The organism is Leisingera sp. S2M4, from assembly GCF_055398055.1.
The window spans coordinates 1,339,585-1,351,162 of record NZ_AP040861.1; the positions used below are offsets into that span (position 1 = coordinate 1,339,585).

9 protein-coding genes are annotated in these 11,578 nt (G+C 71.6%); 5 read left to right on the top strand and 4 right to left on the bottom strand.

The window, feature by feature from the left end; genetic code table 11:
* The first annotated feature begins 315 nt into the window (after positions 1-315).
* Complete coding sequence (locus ACZ52D_RS06590) at positions 316-579, top strand: hypothetical protein (protein WP_464442906.1); 264 nt, start codon at positions 316-318, stop codon at positions 577-579.
* 104 nt (positions 580-683) lie between these two features.
* Here the strand turns inward: ACZ52D_RS06590 and ACZ52D_RS06595 are convergent, their stop codons facing one another.
* The 3 genes from ACZ52D_RS06595 to ACZ52D_RS06605 all read right to left on the bottom strand — a co-directional run bounded on the left by ACZ52D_RS06595 (position 684) and on the right by ACZ52D_RS06605 (position 2,558).
* Positions 684-917: a DUF2798 domain-containing protein gene (locus ACZ52D_RS06595; protein ID WP_464442907.1), complete on the bottom strand. Its 234-nt coding sequence runs from the start codon at positions 915-917 to the stop codon at positions 684-686.
* A gap of 158 nt (positions 918-1,075) precedes the next feature.
* Positions 1,076-1,828: a hydroxypyruvate isomerase family protein gene (locus tag ACZ52D_RS06600; RefSeq protein WP_222454635.1), complete on the bottom strand. Its 753-nt coding sequence runs from the start codon at positions 1,826-1,828 to the stop codon at positions 1,076-1,078.
* A 109-nt stretch (positions 1,829-1,937) separates the two neighbouring features.
* Positions 1,938-2,558, bottom strand: a complete 621-nt coding sequence (locus ACZ52D_RS06605; protein WP_464442908.1) for a DUF1285 domain-containing protein — start codon at positions 2,556-2,558, stop codon at positions 1,938-1,940.
* Between the two features lie 64 nt (positions 2,559-2,622).
* On the opposite strand from ACZ52D_RS06605, the gene ACZ52D_RS06610 reads away from it, so the two are divergent.
* The 4 genes from ACZ52D_RS06610 to ACZ52D_RS06625 are packed head-to-tail and all read left to right on the top strand — an operon-like array spanning position 2,623 to position 9,372.
* Complete coding sequence (locus tag ACZ52D_RS06610) at positions 2,623-3,630, top strand: AAA family ATPase (RefSeq protein WP_222454633.1); 1,008 nt, start codon at positions 2,623-2,625, stop codon at positions 3,628-3,630.
* A complete protein-coding gene (locus ACZ52D_RS06615; protein ID WP_464442909.1) occupies positions 3,627-4,520 on the top strand; it encodes a DUF58 domain-containing protein in 894 nt (297 codons plus the stop codon). The genes ACZ52D_RS06610 and ACZ52D_RS06615 overlap by 4 nt, the downstream gene beginning before the upstream one ends.
* Positions 4,517-7,318: a DUF4159 domain-containing protein gene (locus tag ACZ52D_RS06620; RefSeq protein ID WP_464442910.1), complete on the top strand. Its 2,802-nt coding sequence runs from the start codon at positions 4,517-4,519 to the stop codon at positions 7,316-7,318. Before ACZ52D_RS06615 ends, ACZ52D_RS06620 begins: the two co-directional genes overlap by 4 nt.
* 11 nt (positions 7,319-7,329) lie before the next feature.
* The gene (locus ACZ52D_RS06625; RefSeq protein ID WP_464442911.1) at positions 7,330-9,372 is read left to right on the top strand and encodes a hypothetical protein; all 2,043 of its coding nucleotides are present in this window, start codon (positions 7,330-7,332) and stop codon (positions 9,370-9,372) included.
* Between the two features lie 185 nt (positions 9,373-9,557).
* Here the strand turns inward: ACZ52D_RS06625 and pbpC are convergent, their stop codons facing one another.
* Positions 9,558-11,576, bottom strand: coding sequence for a penicillin-binding protein 1C (gene pbpC / locus ACZ52D_RS06630; RefSeq protein ID WP_464442912.1), 2,019 nt, complete (start codon positions 11,574-11,576; stop codon positions 9,558-9,560).
* Between the last annotated feature and the right edge of the window lie 2 nt (positions 11,577-11,578).

The window sequence follows — 11,578 nt, forward strand, 5'->3', positions numbered from 1 at the left end:
CGCTGGCGCGGCGCGGCACCACCGCTCAGCGGAAGCACAACGCCGCCTCGCCGGGTCAAGGGAGCCGCCAGGCTCCGCGCGACGCGCGGCTTGCCCTTGACGCGGACCGCCGCAAAAACACTGGACAACGCCCCTCAAGGGCAGGCCTGCCCTTAGGGGCTTCTCAGCCAATAATCTGACCCGCGCAGCAGGGCCGAGGCGGCAGCCGGGACACGCCACATTGACATCCCGCGGGCGGGCGGGGAAGTCTTAGGCAGGCGTTCCGGCACCGCCCGGCGGGCCGCTCTTTCAACCGTTTATTTTTGGTGCAAGACATTGAAACAGATCCTCTTTGCCTGCCTGCTGGCCGCCGTCGGCGGTTGCGCGCATCACATCAAACCTGCCGTGACGCACTACAACGGCGACAGCGTCACCGTTGCCACCCAGCAGCATCACAAGCGCCGCTGGGCGCTGGCCGCCGCCAGCGGCGAGGCCGACCGGGTCTGCCAGCAGGGCCATGGCAAACGCGCCGAACATGCCTCCACCCGCAAGGATGGCGCGGCGGGGCGGAATTACGACCTGTTTCTCTGCCTGAACTGAAGGCGCAGCAGGCGCCAGCCGCACCGCGCCAGCGGTGCGCGGCCCAACCGCGGTGGCGGCATCTTTGATGCCGCGGGCCGCGGGCGGGAGCGCTTCCCCTTCGCTCAGCCCTCAGACGGCTGGCGCACCAACCGCGCCACCATGCGCCGCACCATCGGCGCGACCACCAGCACGGTCGGAAAGGCCACCGGCCAGCTGAAGCTCCAGGCCGCCATCCAGGCAGTCGCGAAACCGTCGAGCCCGGTCACGCGCAGGGTGGCAATGCCCGAGACGATGCAGGACATCATTCCCGACAAGAGCAGGGCAAACAGAATGGGGGCGAAACGGGCTGGCAGCATGGCGGTCTCCTTCTGGCAGCGTCGGGCGGCAGCGGCCGGAACCACCTGCCGCGATCTTCCTACGCAGGGCTTCATATGCAGGCATAGCCCGGAAAAGGAAACTGCCGTGGCGCACAGGGGGCTGCGCGGCCGCGCCTGCGCTGTCAGCCGCGGCGGCCTCAGCGCATCCAGCCGAGGCTGTCCTCGGTGCGCCGGGTTGTTGGAGTGTATTCGGCGCTCACCCAGCCGTCGTAACCGCTGGCGTCGATCGCGGCGAACAGCTCCTGGAAGTCCACCGGCCCGGTGCCCGGCTCGCAACGCGCAGGCGCCGCGCCGATCTGCACATGCACCGCATGGGCGCCGAACTCCTCCCAGACCCGCGCCGCATCGCCGTGGATCAGCTGGGCGTGGTAGGCGTCGTACTGCAGGCCCACATTGGGCCGGTCCACCGCCGCCAGCACCTCCATCGCGAGGTTGTAGTCATCGAGGAAATAGCCCGGCTGGTCGCCGCTGTTCAGCGGCTCGATGGTGAACTGCTGCCTGGGGGCGCGGTCGGCGGCCCATTGCAGGTTCTGCACGAAGGTGGCCTGCGCCGCAGCCCCTTTGGCATAGCCGGCCATCACGTGGATCTTTCCCGCCTTCAGCGCCTCGGCATAGCGCAGCACCCGGCGGATGTCGCGCTGGAAGCGATCGACGCCCTCAGGCAGCGCGGCATAGCCGGGCATGCCACCGGTATAATTGGGCGGCGGCGCATTGATCAGCAACAGCTCCAGCCCGTTGGCCAGCAGCGCGCGCTGGGTTTCCTTGGCCGCAAGCTCGTAGGGCGCAAGGATCTCCACGGCCTCGAAGCCGGCGGCGGCGGCGGCGGGGAAACGGTCGAGATAGGGCAGCTCGGCAAACAGCATCGAGATGTTGGCGGCGAATCTGGGCATATCGATCTCCTGGCGTCATGGTGGTTTAGGCCGCGACGGCGGCGAAGGCCAAGGGCCAGAAAACGGCGGATTTTCGCTTTTCTTCCTAAGAATGCGCCGCGGCCGACGGCTAATCCGCCTCCAGCTCGGCCGAGGGGATCAGGCCGAAGAACGCGCCCTGCGACCAGACGCCGAACCATCCGTCGTGGTGCTCGCCCAGCTCCGCCAGCCGGTAGAAGCTTTTGCGGTCAATCAGCGCCTCCAGCCCGGCGCGCACCATCACATACGGCGAGGGCTCGCCACTGGCGGCATCGCGCGTCACCCGGATCGGGTGCTCGGGCCCGGCCGCGGCGGTGTCGCCGATATTGGTGGTAAAGGTGATGACCTGGTCGCGTCCCTCGCCCGCAACCTCGAAATCCACCGCCACGAAGGGTGCATCCTCCACGGTGATGCCGACCTTTTCCGCAGGCGTCACAAGGTAGTAGCGCCCGTTTTCCAGCTTCAGGATCGAGGCGAACAGCTTCACCAGTTCGAACCGGGTAAAGGGCGTGCCGAGGTAATGCCAGCTGCCGTCGCGGGCGATGCGGATGTCCAGATCGCCGCTGAACGGCGGGTTCCACAGGTGCACCGGCGGCAGGCTCCTGGCCTTGCCAGGCGCCTGACCCGCCGCCTCTTCCGCCGCCCGCGTGGCCGCTTTTGCCGCCGCTGCGAGGCCCTCGGCATCGGGAGTCACAGGATTTTGTCCGCTCATTGCTTTTGCCATTTCCTGTCAGCACGATAGAGTAACACCATACATCCGGGAAGCGAGGAATGTCATGTCCGAAACAGACGATCTGCTGGCCGCCATCGAATCGCTGGAAGCCAAGCTGCAGGAGGCGCGTGCCTCGATCACCCGGCGCTTCATCGGCCAGGAGCGGGTCGTGGACCTGACCCTGTCGGTGCTGTTGTGCGGTGGCCACGGGCTGCTGATCGGCCTGCCCGGCCTCGGCAAGACCCGGCTGGTAGAGACGCTGAGCACGGTGATGGGGCTGGACGGCAACCGCATCCAGTTCACCCCCGACCTGATGCCCGCCGACATTCTGGGCTCCGAGGTGCTGGACACCGCCGCCGACGGCCACCGCTCGTTCCGCTTTGTGCCGGGGCCGGTGTTCTGCCAGCTTTTGATGGCGGATGAGATCAACCGCGCCAGCCCGCGCACCCAGTCGGCGCTGCTGCAGGCGATGCAGGAGCGGATGGTGACGGTGGCGGGCGAGGACCGCCCGCTGGGGGTGCCGTTCCACGTGCTGGCCACCCAGAACCCGATCGAGCAGGAGGGCACCTATCCGCTGCCCGAGGCGCAGCTCGACCGCTTCCTTTTGCAGATCGACGTCGCCTATCCCGACCGCGCGACCGAGCGCGACATCCTGCTGGCCACCACCGGGGCCGAGGAGGCCGAGGCCTACCCGGTCTTTACCGCGGACGAGCTGATCGCGGCGCAGACCCTGTTGCGGCGGATGCCGGTAGGAGAGTCGGTGGTGGAAATGATCCTCGACCTGGTGCGCGCCTTCCGCCCCGAGGAACCGGGCGTGTCGGACCGGGTGGCGCAGACCGTGGCCTGGGGCCCCGGCCCGCGGGCGGCGCAGGCGCTGATGCTGGCGGTGCGCGCGCGGGCGCTGTTGCAGGGTCGGCTGGCCCCCGGCGTCGAGGATGTTCTGGACATGGCGCAGCCGGTGCTGAGCCACCGGATGCAGCTGAATTTCGCCGCCCGCGCGCGCGGCGACAGCCTGGCGGCATTGATCGCCGACACCGCCGCCGACCTGGCCCGCAGCGGAGCCGCCGCGTGACCAGACCCGCCGCCCATCCCGCAGCCAGCGCGCTGCGGCACCGCGCCGAGGCCGAGGCCAGCGCCCTGCCGCCGCTGCTGGTGCAGGCGCGGCAGCTGGCAGGCGCGGTGCTGATGGGCGAGCACGGCCGCCGCCGGGCCGGGACCGGCGATGATTTCTGGCAATACCGTCCGGCGCAGCCGGGCGACAGCCGCCGGATGATCGACCACCGCCGCTCGGCCCGTGGCGATGTGCAATTCGTCCGCGAGCGCGAATGGCAGATCGCCCAGACGGTGCATCTGTGGGTCGATGCCGGCGCCTCGATGCGCTTTGCCTCCGGCGCGAAACTGCCGCAGAAGGCCGAGCGCGCGCGGCTGTTGGGGCTGGCGGCGGCGGTGCTGATGGTGCAGGGCGGCGAGCGGGTCGGGCTGACCGGCGGCAGCCTGCCGCCGCGGCGCGGCAACGTGCAGATCCTGCGGCTGGCCGAAGCGCTGATGGACGACGCGGCAGAGGATTATGCGCCGCCCAACGACCGCGCCCTGATCCCGCATGCGCGCGCCCTGTTCATCTCGGACTTTCTGGGCCCGTTCGACGCCCTGGAACAGGCGCTGTCCAAGGCTGCCGCGCGCGGCGTGCGCGGTGTGCTGTTGCAGGTGCTGGACCCGGCGGAGGAAGCCTTTCCCTTTGCCGGGCGTACCCTGTTCGAAAGCATCGGCGGCGCTGTCACACATGAAACACTGAAGGCCTCGGCGCTGCAGACGCGCTACCTGGACCGGCTGGCAGAGCGCCGCGCCGCGCTGGAGCGGCTGTGCCACGAGGCGGGCTGGCGCTTTGGTCGGCACCACACCGGCGATCCGGCGCAGGCGGCGCTGATGTGGCTGTACCACGCATTGGAAAGAACCGCGCCATGACAACGATTGCAGGCATCGGCTTTACCGCGCCCTGGCTCTTGCTGGGTCTGCTGGCGCTGCCGGTGCTGTGGTTCCTGCTGCGCGCGGTGCCGCCGGCGCCGAAGCGCCAGCTGTTTCCGGCGGTGACGCTGCTTCTGGGGCTGAAGGACGACCAGAGCCTCTCTGACCGCACGCCCTGGTGGCTCTTGCTGCTGCGCATGGCGGCGGTGGCGGCGGCGATCCTTGGCCTTGCCGGGCCGGTGCTGAACCCCAGCACCGAGGACACGGCCGCCCGCGCGCCGCTGCTGGTGGTGCTGGATGCCAGCTGGGCGGGAGCGGCCGACTGGCAGCAGACCAGCGCCCAGCTGGCGCAGCAGCTGGAGGATGCCGGGCGCGCCGAACGCCCGGTGGCGCTGCTGCGGCTGACCGCACCCGAGCCCCTGCAGTTCCGCGCCGCCAGCAGCTGGCAGCGGCAGCTGGCCGGGCTGGAGCCGTTGCCCTGGCAACCGGGCGAGGCACAGCTGCAGGCCGCCACCGAGGCGCTGGCCGTAGCCCAGGGCGCGTTTGACACGGTCTGGTTCAGCGACGGGCTGGACTACCCCGGCCGCGACGGGCTGATTGCCACGCTCAGCGAGCGCGGCGCCATCGAGGTCTATGAACAGCCCGCACCGGTGCTTGGGTTGCGCCCCGCCAGCTACACCACCGACGGCATCGAGATCACCGCGCTGCGCAGCCGCGCCGGACCCGCGCAACAGATCACCGTGCTGGCCCAGGGCCGCGACCCCGGCGGCACCGCCCGCACGCTCGCCACCCTGCCGCTGCGCTTTGGCGATGGCGCGGTCGAGGCCAGCGCCGGGCTGTCGCTGCCGGCCGAGCTGCGCGCGCGGCTGACCCGGTTCGAGATCCAGGGGCTGCGCAGCGCCGGGACGGTGGCGCTGACCGACGATTCCCTGCGCCGCCGCGAGGTGGCGCTGGTCGCCGCCCAGAGCGAGGACGAGGGGCTCGCGCTGCTGTCGCCGCTGCATTACCTGCGCCAGGCGCTGGAGCCCTCGGCCGAGCTGCTGGAGGGCGCGCTGCCGGATCTTCTGCCCGCAAACCCTGATGTGATCGTGCTGGCGGACGTGGCGCAGCTTGCCCCCGACCAGGAAGCCGGGGTCATCGAATGGGTCGAGAACGGCGGCCTTCTGTTGCGCTTTGCCGGGCCGCGACTGGCAGCCAGCGACACCGCCCGCGCGGGCGAAGCGCCGCTGATGCCGGTGCGGCTGCGCATCGGCGGCCGCAGCATCGGCGGCGCCATGAGCTGGGGCGAACCGAAGACGCTGGCGCCCTTCGCGGAAGGCTCGCCCTTTTACGGGCTGGAGGTGCCGGATGAAGTCGCGGTCACCTCGCAGGTGGTGGCGCAGCCCGATCCGCAGCTGGCCGAGCGGGTGATCGCCGAGCTGGCCGACGGCACCCCGCTGGTCACCCGCAAGACGCTGGGACAGGGCCAGGTGGTGCTGTTCCACGTGACCGCCAACGCGGAATGGAGCAGCCTGCCGCTGTCGGGCCTGTTCGTGTCGATGCTGGAGCGGCTGGCGGTGTCTTCCTCTGCCGCAGTTCCCAGCGCCGAGGATCTGGAGGGCACCACCTGGACCCCGGTCGAGGTGCTGGACGGCTTTGGCCGCAGCGAAACCGCGGGCACGCTGCCGGGGGTCAAGGGGCCGGACCTGGTGGCCGCCGCCGCTGGTCCCGAGCTGCGCCCCGGCGTCTACTCCGGCGGGCGGCGGGTGCTGGCGCGCAACGTGCTGCGCCCCGACGACGCGCTGCAGGCGGCGCGCTGGCCTGCCACGGTGGACGTCAGCGCCTATGGCGCGCCGCAGGAACAGCCCTTGGGCGGCGCCTTCCTGACCCTGGCGCTGGCGCTGCTGGCGCTGGACGTGCTGGGCACGCTGCTGGTCTCCGGCCTGCTGGCGCCGCGCCGCGCGGCACTGATGCTGGCGGGTGCGCTGGCGCTGGCTGCCGCGACAGCGCCGCAGGAGGCGCGCGCACAGCAGGCAGCCGCACCGCCGTCCTCCGCCGCCGAGGATGCCCGGGCCGCAGATCTGGCGGCCGAGCTGGTGCTGGCGCATGTGCTGACCGGCGACGCCGAGGTCGACCGCATCGCCGCCGCCGGCCTGCGCGGCCTGTCCGACACGCTGTTCTTCCGCACCTCTGTCGAGCCGGCCGAACCAGCGGGCGTCGATCTGGAGCGCGATGAGCTGGCGTTCTTTCCGTTGCTCTACTGGCCGGTTACCCGCGACCAGCCGCTGCCCTCGGCGGCGGCCTATGCCAAGCTGAACACCTACCTGCGGGCGGGCGGCATGATCCTGTTCGACACCCGCGACGCGGATCTCGCGGGCGCTGGTGCCAGCAGCCCGGCGGCGCGGCGGCTGCAACAGATTGCTTTGCCGCTGGACATCCCGCCACTGGAGGTGGTGCCGCCAGACCATGTGCTGACCCGCGCCTTCTACCTGCTGCAGGATTTCCCCGGCCGCCACACCCGTGGCCCGGTCTGGGTCGAGGCCGCGCCCCCGGATGCCGAGCAGGCCGAGGGGATCCCCTTCCGCAACCTCAACGACGGGGTGACGCCGGTGGTGATCGGCGGCAATGACTGGGCCGCGGCCTGGGCGGTTGACGGCAACGGGCGGCCCCTGCTGCCGGTCGGGCGCGGCTATGCCGGCGAGCGGCAGCGCGAGCTGGCCTTCCGCTTTGGCGTCAACCTGGTGATGCATGTGCTGACCGGCAACTACAAATCCGACCAGGTACATGTGCCGGCCCTTTTGGACCGGCTGGGGCAATAGGGGCGCGCGCGATGACACAGACAATCCTGTTCGACCCGCTGGTGCCCTGGCCGGTGCTCTGGGCTGCCGTCGCGGTGACGCTGGCGGCGCTGCTGCTGGCGCTGTGGAAGCGGCTGCCGGGCTGGGGCCTGCGGGCGCTGGCGGCGCTGGTGCTGCTGGCCGCCCTCAGCGGACCGGTGCATCAGAGCGAGGACCGCGCTGCGCTGGATGACATCGTCATCGTCGCCGAGGACCAGACCGCCAGCCAGCAGCTGGGCGATCGCCCGCAGCAGATGGCCGAGGCGCGAGCGGAGCTGAAGGCGGCGCTGGACGCCCGCCCCGGCACCGATGTGCGCTGGATCACCGTGCCGGATGGCGTCGGCGACGAAGGCACGCGGCTGATGGGCGCCATTGCCCAGGCGCTGGCGGATGAGCCGCGCGCGCGGGTGGCCGGCATCATCGCGCTGAGCGACGGCCAGGTGCATGACGCCGAGCCGCCGCTGGACCTGCCCGCGCCGATGCACCTGCTGCTGTCGGGCCGCGAGGACGACTGGGACCGCCGCCTGATCGTGAAGAACGCGCCGGGCTTTGGCATCATCGGCGAGCCGGTCACGCTGACGCTGCGGATCGAGGACCAGGGGGCTGCGCCCTCGGAGCGCGGCCTGGCGGTGCTGGAGGTTTCCGTTGCGGGTGGCGCGCCGCAGCGCTTTACCCTGCCGGTGGGCGTCGATTTCGAGCTGCCGATGGTGCTGCAGCATGGCGGTCGCAACGTGATCCGCTTCAGCGTGCCGGAAGAGCCGGGCGAGCTGACCGCGCGCAACAACTCCGCCCTGGTGCAGATCAACGGCGTGCGCGACCGGCTGCGGGTGCTCCTGGTGTCGGGCGAGCCGCATGCCGGCGGGCGCACCTGGCGCAACCTGCTGAAATCCGACAGCGCCGTGGACCTGGTGCATTTCACCATCCTGCGCCCCCCCGAGAAACAGGACGGGGTGCCGGTTGAGGAACTGTCGCTGATCGCCTTCCCCACCCGCGAGCTGTTCCTGGAGAAGATCGAGGATTTCGACCTCATCATCTTTGACCGCTACAAGCGGCGCGGCATCCTGCCCGCGATCTACCTCGACAACGTGGCCAATTACGCGATGGGCGGCGGCGCGGTGCTGGTGGCGGCGGGGCCGGATTTTGCCAGCGCCGACAGCATCTACCGCTCGCCGCTGTCGCTGATCCTGCCGGCCGAGCCGTCGGCGCGGGTGCTGGAGCAGGCCTTCCGCCCTGCCGTGACCGATCTGGGGCGCCAGCATCCGGTGACCTCGGGCCTGGAGGGCGCCGGGGACTGGGGCCGCTGGCTGCGCCAGATCGACCTGCGCACGCCCGAGGGCCAGGTGCTGATGAGCGGCGCTGATGAACGCCCCCTCCTGGTGCTGAACCGGGTCGGGGAAGGGCGGGTGGCGCTCTTGGCCTCGGACCACGCCTGGCTGTGGAGCCGCGGTTACGAGGGCGGCGGGCCGCAGCTGGAGCTGCTGCGGCGGCTGGCGCATTGGATGATGAAGGAGCCGGAGCTGGAGGAAGAGGCGCTGTGGGCCGAGACCACGGGCCAGCGCATGCGGATCCTGCGCCGCACGCTGGCGCCGCAGGCCGGGCCAGTGACGGTGACCAATCCTGATGGCAGCACGGTGGAGCTGAACTTGCGCGAGACCGCGCCGGGCCAGTGGGAGGCGCGCTACGAGGGGCCAGAACAGGGGTTGTACCGGCTGCAGGACGGCGACCAGAGCGCGGTTGTCGGCCTTGGCCCCGCCGCGCCGCGGGAGTTCGAGCAGACGCTGGCCACCGGAGACGTGCTGGCGCCGGTGCTGGCACCCTGGCGCGGCGGCATTCTGCGGCTGGAGGACGGGCTGCCGTCGCTGCGTAACACCCGCGCGGGGCGTCCCGCAGCCGGGCGCGGCTGGATCGGCCTCACCCCGCGCGAGGCTTACGAGACGCTTTCGGTCAGCCAGGCGCCGCTGCTGCCCGGCTGGCTGGCGCTGCTGCTGGCGGCGTTCTTCATCACCGCAGGCTGGCTGCGCGAAGGGCGGCGGTAACGCCCTCCCCTCCGCTGCATTGTGTCATTTCTGGCGGTGGGGCTCCCGCCCGCAGCGGGCGCCCCTGCGGGCCGCCCTGTGCCGTTGGGCCGCGCGCCGCGCCAAAGGCGCGGCGCGGATCGCTTCGGGCAAAGCCCGAAGCGAAATACCTCTCCACCGCCGAGCCAGATCCTGTCGGGTTGTCGTCAATCGATCCGCAGGTCTACCCGGTCGGAGCGGCCTGCCCCATCCACCACCACCAGCGAAGAAAATCCGGCGCCGGGGCTGGGCAGACTGATCTCCCGGCTGCGCGCGCCGCTGAGCACCGGCGCGCCATTGGCCAGCACCAGAAACGGCGCGGTGCCGCCACGCAGCTTCAGCGTCAGTTCGCCGCCCGCCAGCGCCAGCCGGGCGCCCTGCGGCGGGAAGATCAGCTCGGGCGCAGCGGCATCGGCGGCAAAGGCGGCGTCCCGGGGCCGGAAGCGGCGCAGCGGCGGCGGCAGCTCGGCGGCGCTGACGATCAGCGTGGCGGGGGGCGGCGGCGGCAGCGGCTCCAGCGCCGACTTCAGGCGGCCGAAGGCCTCGAACAGCACCGGGGCGGCCAGGTCGCCGCCGAAGATGCCCGGCACCGGCGTGCCGTCGGCGCGGCCCATCCAGATGCCGATCACGTGGCGGCCGTCCCAGCCGATCGCCCAGGCGTCGCGGTGGCCGTAAGAGGTGCCGGTCTTATAGGCGATGCTGCCCGCGCGCGCGCCCGGCGGCACCGGCAGGCCACGCAGGATGTCGCCCAGGTGCCAGGCCGCCTCGGGTGACATCAGCCGCGCGGGGGCGGCGGACGTTTCGCCCTGCAGCACCTGCAGCCCCGGCCCCTGCCCGCCTGCCGCCAGCCCGGCGTAAAGCTGCACCAGATCCGCCAGGCTGACCCCGACGCCGCCCAGCGCCAGCGCCAGCCCCGGCGCGCCGCCGCCGGGCAGCTGCGCCTCCGCGCCGCCCGCCCGCAGCGCACCCAGCAGGCGGGCCGGGCCAAGCTCCTGCGTCAGTTTCACCACGGGAATGTTGAGCGATTGCTGCAGCGCCTCGCGCAGGCGGATATCGCCGCGGAAGGCACCGTCGAAGTTCTGCGGCGCGTAACCTGCGAAATTCACCGGCCCGTCATGGATCAGGGTTTCGGGATGCGCCAGCCCCTGGTCGAAGGCTAGCCCGTAGACCAGCGGTTTCAGGGTCGAGCCGGGCGAGCGGATGGCGCGGGTCATGTCGACAAAGCCGCGCCGCGCGGTGGCGCTGTAATCGGGGGAGCCGACCATGGCCAGCACCTCGCCGGTCTGGTGATCGGCCGCAATCAGCGCCGCCGAAAGGTGCGGGCCGCCCTGCCGGGCCGCGTCGGCCAGCAGCAGCTGCATCCGCGCCTGCGTCTGGCGGTCCACCGTCAGCTGCAGCCTGCGGAGGCCGGGGCGGGCGGCGGTCACGTGATCGGCCAGATGCGGCGCCAGCTGCGGCAGCGCCGCCAGACGGTGCGGCAGCGGGGTGCGGCGGGCGGCCTCGGCCTGTTCCGCGCTCAGCAGTCCCTGGCGCTGCATCCGCGCCAGCACCCGGTCACGGGCCTGCGCGGCGGCTTCGGGAAAGCGGTCCGGGCGGCGGCGCTCGGGCGATTGCGGCAGCGCCACCAGCAGGGCCGCCTCGGCCGGGGTGAGGCGCGCAGGTTCCGTGCCGAACCAGCCCAGAGCGGCGGCGCGGATGCCCTCGACCGCGCCGCCGTAGGGCGCGTGGGTGAGGTAGAGCGTGAGGATCTGCGGCTTGCTGAGGCGGCGCTCCAGCGCCAGCGCCACCCGCATCTGGCGCAGCTTGCCCGCCCAGCGACCGGTGGTGCCGTCCTCCAGCAGCCGCGCCACCTGCATGGTCAGGGTCGAGCCGCCGGAGACCGCGCGGCCGCTGCCCAGCGCCTGGCCCGCGGCGCGGATCAGTGCCAGAGGATCAACGCCGGCGTGGTCGTAGAACCGCTTGTCCTCGTAACGCAGCAGCATGGCGAGGAAATCAGCGTCGACCTGATCGGGCCGCACCGCCAGCCGCCAGAGGCCGTCCTCCACCGGATAGGCGCGCAGCAGCCGGCCGTTGCGGTCAAGGACTTCGGTGGAGGTTTCGGTGAGCGTGAGGGGGAGGTCGGTGCGGTCGATCCAGGCGTCGAAGGCGCGCCCCGCGATGAAGACAGACAGGCAGAGCACAGTCAAAA